14 protein-coding genes are annotated in these 13,813 nt (G+C 41.1%); all 14 read right to left on the bottom strand.

Annotation, left to right across the window (positions count from 1 at the left end; all coding sequences use genetic code 11):
* Positions 1–28: 28 nt before the first annotated feature.
* On the bottom strand, positions 29–703 hold the full coding sequence (gene qcrB / locus MHH40_RS00285) for a menaquinol-cytochrome c reductase cytochrome b subunit (protein ID WP_003215804.1): 675 nt from the start codon (positions 701–703) through the stop codon (positions 29–31).
* 2 nt (positions 704–705) lie between these two features.
* Positions 706–1,212 (bottom strand): ubiquinol-cytochrome c reductase iron-sulfur subunit, encoded by a 507-nt coding sequence (locus MHH40_RS00280; protein WP_007500911.1) that lies wholly within the window; start codon positions 1,210–1,212, stop codon positions 706–708.
* Positions 1,213–1,356: 144 nt separating this feature from the next.
* Positions 1,357–1,803, bottom strand: coding sequence for a YpiF family protein (locus tag MHH40_RS00275; protein ID WP_050943852.1), 447 nt, complete (start codon positions 1,801–1,803; stop codon positions 1,357–1,359).
* A gap of 61 nt (positions 1,804–1,864) precedes the next feature.
* Positions 1,865–2,404, bottom strand: a complete 540-nt coding sequence (locus MHH40_RS00270) for a ReoY family proteolytic degradation factor (RefSeq protein WP_003215573.1) — start codon at positions 2,402–2,404, stop codon at positions 1,865–1,867.
* 75 nt (positions 2,405–2,479) lie between these two features.
* Positions 2,480–3,751 carry a tetratricopeptide repeat protein gene (locus tag MHH40_RS00265; RefSeq protein WP_050943851.1) on the bottom strand — a complete coding sequence of 424 codons (1,272 nt, stop codon included), beginning with the start codon at positions 3,749–3,751 and terminating at the stop codon, positions 2,480–2,482.
* A gap of 292 nt (positions 3,752–4,043) precedes the next feature.
* Positions 4,044–5,330: a 3-phosphoshikimate 1-carboxyvinyltransferase gene (gene aroA / locus MHH40_RS00260; protein WP_050943850.1), complete on the bottom strand. Its 1,287-nt coding sequence runs from the start codon at positions 5,328–5,330 to the stop codon at positions 4,044–4,046.
* Positions 5,331–5,340: 10 nt separating this feature from the next.
* Positions 5,341–6,456: a prephenate dehydrogenase gene (locus tag MHH40_RS00255; RefSeq protein WP_050943979.1), complete on the bottom strand. Its 1,116-nt coding sequence runs from the start codon at positions 6,454–6,456 to the stop codon at positions 5,341–5,343.
* Positions 6,457–6,569: 113 nt separating this feature from the next.
* Positions 6,570–7,667: a histidinol-phosphate transaminase gene (gene hisC, locus MHH40_RS00250; protein ID WP_003215818.1), complete on the bottom strand. Its 1,098-nt coding sequence runs from the start codon at positions 7,665–7,667 to the stop codon at positions 6,570–6,572.
* A 10-nt stretch (positions 7,668–7,677) separates the two neighbouring features.
* Positions 7,678–8,481: a tryptophan synthase subunit alpha gene (gene trpA, locus MHH40_RS00245; RefSeq protein WP_310024809.1), complete on the bottom strand. Its 804-nt coding sequence runs from the start codon at positions 8,479–8,481 to the stop codon at positions 7,678–7,680.
* A complete protein-coding gene (trpB, locus tag MHH40_RS00240) occupies positions 8,478–9,677 on the bottom strand; it encodes a tryptophan synthase subunit beta (RefSeq protein WP_095117833.1) in 1,200 nt (399 codons plus the stop codon). The genes trpA and trpB overlap by 4 nt, the downstream gene beginning before the upstream one ends.
* Positions 9,658–10,317: a phosphoribosylanthranilate isomerase gene (locus tag MHH40_RS00235; protein WP_226803634.1), complete on the bottom strand. Its 660-nt coding sequence runs from the start codon at positions 10,315–10,317 to the stop codon at positions 9,658–9,660. Before MHH40_RS00235 ends, trpB begins: the two co-directional genes overlap by 20 nt.
* 5 nt (positions 10,318–10,322) lie before the next feature.
* Positions 10,323–11,075 (bottom strand): indole-3-glycerol phosphate synthase TrpC, encoded by a 753-nt coding sequence (gene trpC, locus MHH40_RS00230; protein WP_310024802.1) that lies wholly within the window; start codon positions 11,073–11,075, stop codon positions 10,323–10,325.
* Positions 11,068–12,090: an anthranilate phosphoribosyltransferase gene (gene trpD / locus MHH40_RS00225; RefSeq protein WP_003215742.1), complete on the bottom strand. Its 1,023-nt coding sequence runs from the start codon at positions 12,088–12,090 to the stop codon at positions 11,068–11,070. Before trpD ends, trpC begins: the two co-directional genes overlap by 8 nt.
* On the bottom strand, positions 12,062–13,609 hold the full coding sequence (gene trpE / locus MHH40_RS00220; RefSeq protein WP_340900524.1) for an anthranilate synthase component I: 1,548 nt from the start codon (positions 13,607–13,609) through the stop codon (positions 12,062–12,064). Before trpE ends, trpD begins: the two co-directional genes overlap by 29 nt.
* Between the last annotated feature and the right edge of the window lie 204 nt (positions 13,610–13,813).

Genomic DNA, 13,813 nt, shown 5'->3' with positions numbered 1-13,813 from the left:
CATTGAACATTCATCAAACGCAAATTTTTTATAGCGGTCCAGAAATTCCTTGCTTACGAATCATAATAAAGTGGGCAGCCATCAGCCCAAATAATGCCGCTGGCAAGAAAAAGACATGGATAGCGAAAAATCTCGTCAGCGTTTGTGCCCCTACAATGTCAGGATGACCTGCAAGCAGCGTTTTGATCTCTTTACCAATGAAAGGCGTCGCTTCTGCAATTTGAAGACCAACCTTCGTTGCAAATAGCGCCTTCATATCCCATGGCAAGAGATAACCTGTAAAACCAAGTCCAAGCATCACAAAGAAAATGAGCACACCAACAATCCAGTTGAGCTCTCTAGGCTTTTTATACGCCCCTTGGAAAAAGACCCTTAGCGTATGTAAAAACATCATGACAATAACTAAACTCGCACCCCAGTGGTGCATCCCTCTGACAATCTGACCAAATGCCACTTCATTTTGTAAATAATAGACAGATTCCCAGGCGTTTTTAATATCCGGCACGTAATACATCGTTAAAAACATGCCCGAAAGGACTTGAATGACTGTCACAAAAAACGTTAAACCGCCAAAACAGTACACAAAAGCGGAGAAATGATGTGCTGGATTGACATGCTCTGGCACCTCATGATCCGCAATATCTCTCCATATTGGTGTAATGTCTAGCCGCTCATCTACCCAATCATAAATCTTGTTAAGCATCGTTACCCTTCCCCTTTCGGCACAGCTTTTCCAAGATAGAGGTATCCGTCCTTCACTTGCTGCTTATAATGATCAAGCGGTGCAAGTGGCGGAGTTCCGGGTACGTTTGTACCATCCTTGTCGTACAGCCCATAGTGGCATGGACAGAAAAATTTGTTTGGATTTTTCGGATCACTGTTCCAGTTCACTGTACAGCCTAAATGTTTACAGATAGGCGATAAAGCGACAATTTCATCCCCTTCTTTGTACACCCATGCTGACCTAGATTCCTTTGACTCATACCATGCATCTACTTGATCAATTTTAAAGTCAAAGCGCTTCGGTTCCTTCGTCAGTTCATCTACACTGACAACTTGAACCATATCCTGATCCTCTGTTCCTTTTAGCACAGGGTCAAGCGCAAAGCGAACCATAGGCATGAGCATTCCAGCGGCCATAAATCCCCCCACGCCGGTCAACGTGTAATTCAAAAATTGACGCCTGGACACTCCATGTCTCTTCTCGCTCATTTTTTTCTCCCCCCCTCAGGTCGTCAGCTACTTTATAACTGAATTAGAAAAAATTTCATAAAACTAGGACACCCTCATAATATATCAATCTATTCACAAGGTCAACATCCTAAAAAGCTATGTACAATGCAAATGTAAGGGTTTTTATGAAGGGTTCCACTTTTGTAACAAAAAGTTCAAAATTTGTTCTACACTGTCTTGAACAATTTTTTGCTTTAATTCTACCTTTAAATGCTCGAGCGGAACCGGCTTTAACAAAAATAGTGATTCACTAACCACCGCATGCTCTTTCCATTGGTGATCAGATGAGATCAACACAACATGCTGAAAATGATCTTCTAGCGACTGCTTCATCGTGAAGATGTCTTCTAGTTTTCGGTCATTGGCTTCTACATATGTATGTGGTGGAAAAAGAAAGACCCGCCCTTTCAGCTGTCTTTCAAGTTCCTCTGTTACAAGAATGGTAAACTCCCCTAAAGATACGGTTTGTTTGATTTGATTCACATCTATTCCAACTAATGGAATGATAGCGGTATCAATGTAATCTCTAGATTGCAAAAAGCGATCTGCATCCTCCGCTTGAAACTTCATCAATTTCCCCTCTTTCATGACATAAGCCCTGCCTGGATAGGGCAAGGCTTATTCGTTCAGTTTATGACAATAGGCTTAATTCTCTTGCTAACTTATTAAATGTTTCTTGATCATGACGGTCAAGTGCTTCATCTATCTCTTTCATAAGCCGTTCTTTTTGGAAAGTTGCGATCGAGTGTTCAAGCACTTTCTCTGCAAGATCCTTATCTTTTTCATTCTCATAAAGATCCTTTGGAATATGAGGATTTGTTTCAAGCACAGCTGCATATTCCGGCGAACGATAAGCAGAACGGAAATTCAATTGAATAAACAAATCTTGCTGTTTATTCAAACGAATATCATGAAATGACTTTTCAGCATCTGTCGTCATGATATTCTCTTTATAAAATCTAAAGGGAACTTCATCCACACAGTGTGTTGACATAATGATTCCCCTTGGGCAAAATTCTGCTTGCTCTACAAAATGAACCTTTTCCATCAAAGAGTCGTGACTCATTAAATAATTTAATATCCAAACGCACTCTCTTCGCTTTAACTGATAATGGTTTAAAAACCACCGGATGAATTCCTTCTTTTCATTGACAGAAACAGGGGTCTGCATGTTATTCCCTCCTCTATCGTAAATTAAATTGCTATACATGAATTATTCAACAAACCAGTTCTTCATTCCTGCAAACTATAAGGAAATTTCGTCTTCAATTCTTAAAATCGTTTCTTCGATTTCTTCATTCGTGCCATCTTTCTGAAGAACTTTACGTAATAGCGGCAATGCTTCTTTTTGTCTGCCTTCTTCTAAAAGGAACGATGCGTATTCATATAAAAAGTCACGTTCCTCATCAAAATCAGGCAGAGCCAGCTTGAAGTACTCAGCTGCTTCTTTGTATTCTTCTCGTCCAACAGATGCAGATGCAGCATACCAATTCCATTTTGGATCATCTTCCCCAAAGCTTTTAACCTCTTTTATGACATCCAGAATTTCATCAAAAAGCTCTTCATTTAAATAGATCGCGAGCAATGTTTGGACCGCTTCAATATATCCCGGATCAAGAGCAAGTGCTTCTTGAAGCAGCTTTTTCGCATCTTCTGAATCCCCATTTTTCAAGTCAATCTTTGCACCATATAAATATAATTCTTTGTTATACTCATCAATTTTAATACCCTCTTTTACTACCTCTAAAGCCTCGTGATATAGTCCTTCTTCCTCATAACTTTTCGCTAAAGGCATATAAAGAGACGAATAAGATGGATCAATATCTTTTAGTTCTGAAAGCTGCTGAATGGCTGTTTTCGTTCGTCCAGTCCTCATCGCTGTAAATCCGTAGCCAAAAAGTGTATTCGGATCTGTTTGATCTTTCACTGCCTTTTCGTACCATTCAAGCGCATCTTCAAATTCTCCAGCTGTGCTGAGTGATTCAGCGAGCCTCTGATAAACATTGACGCCGCCAACCTCATGTTGTTGATCTGCGACCTTGTAGAAATAGTCGGCCGCTTTCTTTGAAAGACCTTGCGAAAAATACAATTCACCTAACGCAAAATCAATAATGGCTTCATTTGGAAGCAGCTCTTTTGCTTTTAAGAGCTTTTGTTCACTGACTTCAAATAGTCCTTGCATTTGATACAAATCTGCCATTAACAGTAGGCTCTCTGGATAGGCATCATCATCTTCAGGAATCGTCTCTAATACCGAAATCGCCTTTTCTTCTTCATCAGAGTCAATCAGCAGTTCTGCATAAAAACATGTTAACCCCGTTTCCTCTGGATATAAATCATGTAAATCACTGATGAGATTTCTCGCTTTATCGATATCTCCCCAATCATAATATAACTGAGCTGCCTGCGCCTTTTCTTCATCATGCAAATGCTTTTCTGCCTGAGCAAGTGTTTGAAGTCCTTTTTCAGTCTCACCCGCCTCAACTAATTTTATGGCTTCTTGTAATGAACTATTCAAATCAAACCGTTCCTTTCTGTTTTCCAAAAACCTAAACTATTGTTACTTCATATCATAATCGACAGGTACTCATCCAGCAAATATGTTGCACTTTTAAAATGAACCCATTTTTGTGTTTTAAAGACTGGTTTTCATTTCATCCTTTACGAAACGGAAGTTTTGTAAACTGAAAACACCTGAAATTCATTTTTTGATCAGATAAAATGATTTTTTTCCAGGTTTTCATCTTGAGACAAGCTATGCTATATTCCTTACAAATATGCATAAGGAAAGAAAAAGCCTGAGGACATCCTCAGACTGTTTTGGTTAAGTATTCAATGTGTTCAAAGAAATTCGGGTATGAGACGCGTACAGCATCTGTATCTTCAATCTCAACCGCTTGCTTTGTGATGCAAGCAGCAATCCCTAGCATCATACCAATTCGGTGATCTCCGTAGCTTGACACGGCTGCGCCGCCTTGAAGCGTGGTTTTACCATGAATCTTCATACCATCATCTGTTGCTTCAATATCAGCACCGAGTTTTTTAAGTTCTGACACGACTGTATCAATTCGATTGGTCTCTTTTACTTTTAACTCAGCAGCATCTTTAATGATCGTTGTTCCCTCTGCTTGTGTCGCTAGAAGCGCTATAATTGGAATCTCGTCGATAAGTCTTGAAATCATATCACCAGAAATTTCGATGCCTTTTAATGAAGAGGTAGAGATCGTTAAATCTCCATATGGCTCTCCGCCTTTTGCATCTACTTCATTGATCTCAAGATTCGCACCCATTTGTTTCAGAACATCAATAATACCCGTTCTTGTTTTGTTTAGCCCGACATTTTTTAAAACAATTTGGCTGTTAGGAACAATAGATCCAGCAACAAGGAAAAATGCAGCTGAGGAGATGTCTCCAGGAACAAATATATCTGTTGCTTTTAATGTTTGACCACCTTCAATAGAAACACTTTGTTCATCTTCGTCTAGTTTCACACCAAACATAGAGAGCATTCTTTCTGTATGATCTCTTGATTTATGCGGTTCAGTTAATGTTGTTGTTCCTTCTGCTTGAAGACCTGCTAAAAGGACAGCGGACTTAATTTGGGCGCTTGCCACCGGAGACTCATATGAGACACCTTTTAAATGGCCGCCACGAATAGAAAGCGGCGTATACTCGCCGTTTGCTCTGCCATCTATTTTCGCTCCTAGTTGTTTAAGTGGACCTGTTACTCGCTGCATTGGTCTTTTAGCAATACTCTCATCACCGATCAGTGTACTGTGAAACTCACAACCAGCTAATATTCCCATCATTAATCGAATGGTTGTACCAGAATTCCCGACATCGAGGACGTCAGACGGCTCCTTGAGCTCTTTCAGTCCCTTCCCACGGATCACAACATCTGTCCCTTTTTGTTCAATTTCAACGCCCATTTTTCTAAAACAATCAATCGTACTTAAACAATCGGCTCCAGGGAGAAAGTTTTTCACCACTGTCGTCCCATCAGCAATTGCACCAAACATCACTGATCTATGAGAAATGGATTTATCACCTGGAATATGAATGACTCCATTCATAGGAGCATGTTTATGAATTTTCATATTTGTCACCTCAGTCAGCATAAAATGTATCGTAATTCGCTCTATTTTTTATACAGATCTCTGCACGTTTACGGTCGTCTTCTGTTTGAAAACTAATGCGTAAAATCCCATTAATGTCTTCCCGCGTTTCAATAATACGGATATTCGTAATACTGATGCTCTCATTTGCTAAATGTCCTGTAATCTCCGAAATGACTCCAGGGTGATCTGGAACATCCACATAAAGGTCATAAAAAGCAGGAATGGCACCTTTTTTCCTCAGAGGAAGTCCATCACGATATTCCTTTGCCTCTTGAAAATAAGAGAACAAGCCTTCAGCGTCTTCTTGCTGTACAAAGGTCTCAATGCGATCGATCTCTTTTTTCCATTCATGGAACCGGTCTAAAATCTTGTTTTTGTTGTGCAGAAGGATATCTCGCCACATTGCAGGGTTGCTTGACGCAATACGTGTAATGTCACGAAAGCCTCCAGCAGCAAACCGTTTGACAAGTGGGAATTGTTCTTCAAAATGATGTGCTTGATGCACAAGGCTGGCTGCAACAATATGAGGGAAATGACTAATCACACTTGTTACACCATCATGTTCTTCTGGGGTCATCTCAATAAAATGAGCATTTGTACCTTTTAACAAGTCCTTCAAACGATCAACAGCGTCGCGGTTTGTTTCCTTTGCCGGCGTTAAAATGTAGAACGCATTTTCAAATAAAAAGTCTTTCGCTGCTATAACACCTGACTTGTGAGAGCCTGCCATTGGATGTCCACCAATAAATTGATAGTGCTTAGGAAGCGTTTTTTCAGCAAAATGGACAACCTTTTGCTTTGTGCTGCCAACATCGGTAATTGTGAGCTCTCTCTCAATTCCAGAGTTTGCAATATCACGAAGCATATTGACTGTTTGCTGAACTGGTGTTGCCAAAATAATAGTCGCAGATTCAGCCAAACCTGCCGCAAATGAATCAGCTGCTAAATCAATGATACCCAGCTTTGTTGCTGCAACCATTTGTTCTTTGGACACATCGTATCCAACAATTTTTTTATGAGGATACTCTTTTTTAATCGACAGTGCGATGGAACCTCCAATTAAACCAAGTCCAGCGATTAATATTGTTTCATTTGCATCATTCATGTTCATCACCTGTTTTTTCGCGAAAATTAAAAAAGCCATTTCAACAGCTTATATGTATGAGGTTGGTACAATGAAAGCCATATCCTGTAAAAGGATATGACTTTATGGTTATGCTACGCTCGAATGCCTTGCATTAAATCAGCAAGTGTACTTAGAATTTCTGCATTTTGCTCCATTGTTCCGACCGTAATACGTAAAGACGTTGGAAAACCAAGTGCTTTACCAGAACGAACAATGTAGCCTTTTTTCAATAATGCATTGAATAATTCATCTGCATCTCTTTTAAAATCAATCAGCACGAAGTTTGTTTGAGACGGATAAATAAATAGTCCAAAACGGTCAGCAAATTCTTGATATTGCTTGAGACCTGCTTCATTTTTTTGTCTGCATGATTGAATGAAGTCCTGATCTTTTATCGCTGCACGAGCTGCTGCCTGAGCGATACGACTCGTATTAAACGGCTCTCTCGCTGGTTCAATCGCAGTAATCAACTCTTCTGATGCAATGCCATAGCCTACTCGAAGCGCGGCCAGTCCATACGCTTTAGAAAACGTACGGAGTACGATAACATTTTGATAGTTGTGTAATAAAGATAAGCTGTTCGGAAAGTCTTCCGCACGAACGTATTCGACATATGCTTCATCTAGTACTACAAGCACATGAGCTGGTACTTGATCTAAAAACGCCACAAGCTCGGATTCTGACAAATGATTTCCCGTCGGGTTATTCGGGTTGCATACCCAGACGACCTTCGTGTTCTCATCAATCGCATCCAGCATGCCCTTCAGATCGTGAGCTCCTCCGTCTAAAAGCGGCACCTCTCGAATCTCTGCCCGCTCAATGATCGCATTGTGACGATATTGCGGAAAAGACGGAGCTGGGATGACGGTATTTGTATGTTGGTCAAGGAATGCCCTAGCAATAATTTGCACAAGTTCATCTGAGCCATTCCCGAATATTAATTGTTTTTCATTTACTTGAAGAAACTCAGCGAGCTCTGTTCTTAAACTTGCGCTGTATCCATCTGGATAGATCGCTAAATGTTCAAGCTCAGCTTGTATCGCCTCTCTTGCATGAGCGGAACATCCAAAAGGGTTTTCATTTGAAGCCAATTTCACAATTTTGTCTAATTGATATTCTTTTTTGACCTCTTCAATTGGTTTCCCAGGTTGATACGGTTTTAGTTGTTTTAATTGATCTTTGATTTGCAAAAGTTTCACCTCATTTGAATGAATAGAGGGGACTAAATGTTTTTGCATAGGTTTCAAACTCTCTTAAAGCGTCTTGACGAGTATCACTTGCTAACAATTGATCCTGAAGTTCTTCAATTTTTTTTACAAGTGCACTGCCTACAACGACGCCGTCACTCAGTTTATTCATTGCGTCTACCTGCTCTCTTGTTGAGATACCAAAACCGACCGCAACCGGTATGTGACTCAGCTGTTTCACTTGTTGAATAAAATCAGTAATCGATTCGTCAAAGGTTTGTCTGACACCTGTTACACCAAGAGATGAAACACAATACACAAAACCTTCTGCCTGCTCTACTATATTTACTAATCGTTCCTTACTGGTTGGTGCAACGAGCGAAATATATGAAATGTCATATGTTTGACAGTTCTTTTGCAGCTCACTGCTTTCTTCAAAAGGCAAGTCGGGTGTTAAGAGTCCCGAAATATGATTTTTGCGCAGTAAAGCGAAAAAGTATTCTGTTTCTAATTGTAACACAGGATTATAATACGTAAATAGAATTACAGGAATTTTTACACCGTTTTTTTTCATCTTCCCTGCTAATTCTATCGCTTTTACGATATTCATGCCATGATTTAGAGCTCTTTTGGAGGCTCTTTGAATGACAGGACCGTCTGCTAGCGGATCGGAATAAGGAACACCTAGCTCAATCGCATGTGCACCGGCTGCTTGAAGGGACACAGCTAAATCGATCGTGATTTCTTCTGACGGATCCCCTGCTGTAATAAATGGGATGAATAATTTCTCGTCTTGCTCTAATCGAAATGTGATCATTTGGTTTTGCCCTCACTTTCAAGCACATTCATTAATGTATGCACATCCTTATCTCCTCTTCCTGATAGGCAGACAAGGATGATTTCATCTTCACTCATTGTCCTGCTCATCTCAAACGCCTTGGCTAAAGCGTGTGCTGATTCAATCGCTGGCAGGATTCCTTCCTTTTCTGTCAGCAGCTTTAGTGCATCCAGTGCTTCTTGATCTGTAGCACTCACATATTGAACGCGTCCGCTCGCATGTAAATATGCGTGCTCTGGTCCGATCCCGGGATAATCTAGACCAGCTGAAATGGAATAGGGCTCAATAATCTGGCCAAATTCGTCTTGGATTAAATAGGTCAAAGATCCATGAATGACCCCTTTTGTCCCCTTCGTAATGGTTGCTGCATGAAGCGGCGTATCGATTCCTTTTCCAGCCGCTTCTACACCAATCAAATCAATCTCATCATCCAAAAACGCTCGGTACATTCCAATCGCATTACTTCCGCCGCCGACACAAGCAATGACTTTATGAGGGAGCCTGCCTTCTTTTTTCAGCATCTGCTCTTTTGCTTCATCACCAATCATCCGCTGGAACTCACTGACGATTTGGGGATATGGATGAGGTCCTACAACTGAACCGATCATATAGAAATGATCACTACAGTGCTGGACCCAGTAACGAATCGCTTCGTTCGTTGCATCTTTTAATGTGCCGTTTCCGCTTGTGACAGGTATGACTTCAGCGCCAAGGAGCTTCATTCGGAATACATTGAGAGATTGTCTCTCCACATCCTCTTTTCCCATAAATACCGTGCACGATAATCCAAACTTGGCGGCCACCGTTGCAGCTGCTACTCCGTGCTGTCCAGCGCCTGTTTCTGCGATGATGTTTGATTTCCCCATTTTTTTTGCAAGCAGTGCCTGACCAAGTGCATTGTTGATCTTATGAGCACCTGTATGGTTTAAATCTTCTCTTTTTAAATAGATTTTTGCGCCGCCGAGGTATGCAGATAATTGATCAGCATATGTCAGCGCAGTCGGTCTGCCTGAATAGTTTTGCAGTAGAGAAAGATATTCTTGCTTAAAGGCTGGGTCTTCTTTTAATTCGTTAAATGCTTGTTCGATTTCTTTGAGTGGCTGCATGAGCGTCTCGGGAACAAATTTCCCTCCGAATTCTCCATATCTGCCAAGCTCATTTGGATATGCGTACATCGTTTAACATCCTTTCTTCGAGCGCTTTGATCTTAGCGCTGCTTTTCTTCCCGTTTTCTTCTATGCCGCTTGAAAGATCGATCGCTTTTGGGCTATAGGCAAGAAGCTCTGGCAGTGTTTCTGGTGTTATTCCGCCGGCAATGATGCATGCTTTCTTCAGTCGTTTTGCTTGCTGATTGTATACAGGTACCGCGTCCCATGTAAAAGCTTTGCCAGAACCGCCTCTCATCCCTTTTACTTTCGCATCAATGAGAAAACCATCGACAAACGGCGCAAATGCCGTCATTTGATCAAGTGTTTCTTTTATATCGGGATCGTGATGAAAGACTTTCCACACTACCGCCCCTGTTTGTTGTTTTATTTCTTTTGCATCCTCTCTTGTTTCATCTCCATGCAGCTGCACGATATCTAAAGGAATATGCTTTGTGATGTCACACACTTTTTGGATTTTTTCATTTACAAATACACCAGTAATCTTTTTCCTGCACTGCGAATCGGTGAGCCATTGTTTCACTTGATCTGGATCGACTTGCCTTTTACTTGGAGCAAAAATAAATCCGATCGCATCTGCTTGAGATTGCGCAATGCATTCTACATCTTCTAGTGAGACCGCCCCGCAATATTTTAAAAAAGGCTTCATCGTGGTCATTCTCCAAATAACGTCTGAACGGCTTTTTCTTGTGAGGGTTCTCTCATTAATGATTCACCTACAAGGACAGCACTCGCTCCATGTTTTTTGACAAAGGTCAGATCATCAAATGTTTGAATACCGCTTTCACTTACTAGCAAGACATCCTTTGGAACAAGTGATGCAATCTCTTTTGTTTGCTCAACTGTTGTTTTAAATGTCTTTAAATTTCGGTTATTCACGCCAATGATTTCGGGGGTGAATAGGTTTAAGATATGTTCCAGTGTATCTGCTGCATGAACTTCGACAAGAATATCTAGTCCTTTTTCCTTCGCTTCAGCATAGAATTCATGCAGCTGTTGCGGTTCAAGTACTTCCCCAATTAATAAAATGGCATCTGCACCGATACGTCTTGACTCTTCTATTTGTATGGAATCGATGATAAAGTCTTTTCTTAAAATTGGACGTGCGACGTGTTCTTTAATTAAGGAAAGATACTCGTTCTTCCCTTGAAAAAATGGTTCATCTGTTAAGACTGATAAGCAATCAGCATTCGATTTTTCGTAGGCTTTTGCTGTTTGCAGAGGATCAAAATTTGGCTGAATGATTCCTTTGGAAGGAGAAGCCTTTTTCACCTCAGCAATCAGCCCAATCGAGCGGTGAGGGTTCATGAGTGCTTCTTTAAATGATCGTCTTTCAAAGTGTCCATCCACAGGTAACTGCAACGTTTGGATATGTTCTTTTTTGCGTGCAATGATTTGATTAAGCATAGATCTCTTCCTCTTTCGTTTTTTGTTTTAAACGAGCCAATTGTTCTTTGGCTGCTCCGTTTTTAATCGTTTCTAATGCTTTTAATGTTCCTGCCATGAGGCTTTCTGACTTGCCCGCGACATATAAAGCCGCCCCGGCATTCAGAGCTGTAATATGAAGCGGCGCCCCTCCTGTTTGATGATTCAATATATTCTGAATCAATTTCGCGCTCTCTTCCGGTGATTGGACCTGAATATCTGATAAGTATCCTTTTTCCAGTCCAAAGTCTTCTGGGTTTAGCGTATATTCTGTCATGGCACCTTTTTTGAGTTCAATCACATATGAATTGGCTGTAATCGTTAGTTCATCCAGCCCGTCTTCCCCGCATACAAACAGGACATGCTCTGGCTCTAATGGGGCAAGGGCTTCTGCCATTAATTTTGCCTTTTCCTTTGCATACACACCGATGATTTGCTTTTTGGCTTGCATCGGGTGGCAAAGCGGTCCTAATAGATTAAATACCGTCCGGAAGCCAAGCTGCTTGCGGACTGCTGCTACTTGTTTCATAGATGAATGGTACAGTGGTGCAAATAAAAAGCCCATGTTTTTCTCTTGTATTTGCCTTCTTGTTTCTTCTGGAGTGGATTGAATGTGAATCCCAAGACACTCTAGCACGTCGGCACTTCCGCTTTTTGAAGAGACTGAACGATTTCCGTGTTTTGCGATTTTAGCACCAGCGGCGGAAGCTACAATAGCAGCTGCAGTTGATATATTAAATGTGGAGAGTCCATCGCCTCCTGTGCCGCATGTGTCAACGACATCAAGCGATCTTTCCGCTGGTTCTGCTTTTTGCCGCATGGCCCTCACGAAGCCTGTCATTTCTTCAGCTGTTTCTCCTCTATGCGCTAAAATCGATAGACTTGCAGCGACTTCAGCATCTGTTAAAGAGCCGCTCATCATATCATGCATTAGTCTATGTGCTTCATTTTCTGATAGGAAGCCTCCGTTAACAAGAGCTGATAGTCGCTGATTCATCCTGCACACTCTCCTTTTCTGAAAAAATATGTTCAGCAAGCTGAATGGCCCTCAGAAGCGCTCCTGCCTTGTTACATGTCTCTTCCCATTCATTTTCTGGCACAGAATCTGCGACAATGCCAGCGCCTGCTTGTATGGAAGCGATCTGATTTTTGACGCTCATGGTACGAATGGTAATACAAGAGTCGATATTGCCGTCGAACCCAATATAGGCAATACAGCCGCCATACGTTTCCCTTGGCTCAGGCTCCATTTCATTTAATAATTGCATCGCTCTTATTTTCGGTGCCCCTGTTAATGTGCCTGCTGGAAATGCGGACATGAGTGCATCAACTGGGTGTGTATCCTGCTTTAGCTTCCCTGTCACAATGGAGATGATGTGCATGACATGTGAAAAGTTCACAACTTTTGTAAAGGTCGGTACGGACACGCTGCCGTATTCTGCTACGCGGCCAACATCATTTCTGGCTAGATCTACTAACATGTAATGTTCTGCTTTTTCTTTCTCATCTTCTAGCAGCTCTCTTGCCAGTGCGGCGTCCTCTTCTTTTGTTGCTCCTCTTTTTCTAGTGCCTGCAATAGGATGAATTTCTAGGTGCCTATTTTTGGCATGAATTAATCGTTCTGGTGAGCTTCCGACTAAATCACGGTCTTTTAATTTCATAAAATACATGTATGGAGATGGATTCACAATGCGAAGCACACGGTATAATTCAAATGAACTCACTGACACTGGGATATCAAAGCGCTGTGAGAGTACGCCTTGAAAAATATCACCCGCTCGAATGTATTCTTTGATTTTTTCTACGTCCTTTAGAAATTGTGTTTTTTCATAGGTTGATGTCACATGTTCAAAGGACGGTGATTCGTTCATATTCCCTGATAAAATCAGTTCTTTCATATCAATCTTTGTGTGGAGCTTGTGAATCATCTGTTCAAGCCGCTTTTGATTTTCTTTGTAAGCCCGTATTTTTTCGTCTTCTGTTTCATTTCCGGTTAGCTGGGTGTATTGGATAAAATGAACATGATTCGTTTCATGATCAAAGGCAATCATCGTTTGGCAGACAAATAGTGTACAATTGTCTGTCGTTGGTGCGCTTAGATGCGGCCTGACAGATGGTTCAATGCTTGGAATAAGATCGTAACTTAAGTACCCAACTGCCCCGCCTGTAAACGGGATGTCAACGTCTGGTGTCTTGATTTGATATTGCTCTTTCATCCAGTCTAATAAGTCTTTCAGTTCTTGTTTTTTCATGACCTCATGCCCAGCAGCGTCACGTGCAATATATTCGTTTTGATCATCGTGTAAGGTTAAAAAAGGATGTAATCCGATGAAGGAATATCTCGACCAGCTAGAAGACTCATCTTTGCTTTCTAGTAGATACACAATATCTGCCTTGAGTTTTTCGACAATTTGAATCGGTGAGAGCGTATCAACTGTAATGGTTTCAACAATTGGAATCGTTTTGTGGGACTCGCTGTCCCTTAAAAATCGGGTCAAATTTGATTGGGAATTCATAAGCACACTCCTTAAATGGGATTAAGGAGAATGAGGGGACATATAGAGGGTTTGTATGAGTATACGAAATAAGCCTAAAAGAGGGGTGCTCTTTTAGGCAGTATGATGAAATAGACGTATCGTATCTCTGCTCAACTCTACTCATCTCAACTACCCTAGTCTCATTCTCATCTTCTCTAAACTTGCAATGCCGTTTACACCTGT

This window comes from Bacillus sp. FSL K6-2431 (assembly GCF_038005165.1).
Classification (GTDB): Bacteria; Bacillota; Bacilli; order Bacillales; family Bacillaceae; genus Bacillus; species Bacillus pumilus.
The sequence above is the reverse complement of the archived record's forward strand: the minus strand, read 5'-3'. Positions and strand labels throughout refer to the sequence as shown.

What these genes read in the sequence shown, in the direction of transcription:
- qcrB (WP_003215804.1), bottom strand. Translation starts at nt 703, where the DNA reads ATGCTTAACAAGATTTATGATTGGGTAGATGAGCGGCTAGACATTACA.
- MHH40_RS00280 (WP_007500911.1), bottom strand. Translation starts at nt 1,212, where the DNA reads ATGAGCGAGAAGAGACATGGAGTGTCCAGGCGTCAATTTTTGAATTAC.
- MHH40_RS00275 (WP_050943852.1), bottom strand. Translation starts at nt 1,803, where the DNA reads ATGAAGTTTCAAGCGGAGGATGCAGATCGCTTTTTGCAATCTAGAGAT.
- MHH40_RS00270 (WP_003215573.1), bottom strand. Translation starts at nt 2,404, where the DNA reads ATGCAGACCCCTGTTTCTGTCAATGAAAAGAAGGAATTCATCCGGTGG.
- aroA (WP_050943850.1), bottom strand. Translation starts at nt 5,330, where the DNA reads ATGAAAATTCATAAACATGCTCCTATGAATGGAGTCATTCATATTCCA.
- MHH40_RS00255 (WP_050943979.1), bottom strand. Translation starts at nt 6,456, where the DNA reads ATGAATGATGCAAATGAAACAATATTAATCGCTGGACTTGGTTTAATT.
- trpA (WP_310024809.1), bottom strand. Translation starts at nt 8,481, where the DNA reads ATGATCACATTTCGATTAGAGCAAGACGAGAAATTATTCATCCCATTT.
- trpB (WP_095117833.1), bottom strand. Translation starts at nt 9,677, where the DNA reads ATGTACGCATATCCAAATGAGCTTGGCAGATATGGAGAATTCGGAGGG.
- MHH40_RS00235 (WP_226803634.1), bottom strand. Translation starts at nt 10,317, where the DNA reads ATGAAGCCTTTTTTAAAATATTGCGGGGCGGTCTCACTAGAAGATGTA.
- trpC (WP_310024802.1), bottom strand. Translation starts at nt 11,075, where the DNA reads ATGCTTAATCAAATCATTGCACGCAAAAAAGAACATATCCAAACGTTG.
- trpD (WP_003215742.1), bottom strand. Translation starts at nt 12,090, where the DNA reads ATGAATCAGCGACTATCAGCTCTTGTTAACGGAGGCTTCCTATCAGAA.
- trpE (WP_340900524.1), bottom strand. Translation starts at nt 13,609, where the DNA reads ATGAATTCCCAATCAAATTTGACCCGATTTTTAAGGGACAGCGAGTCC.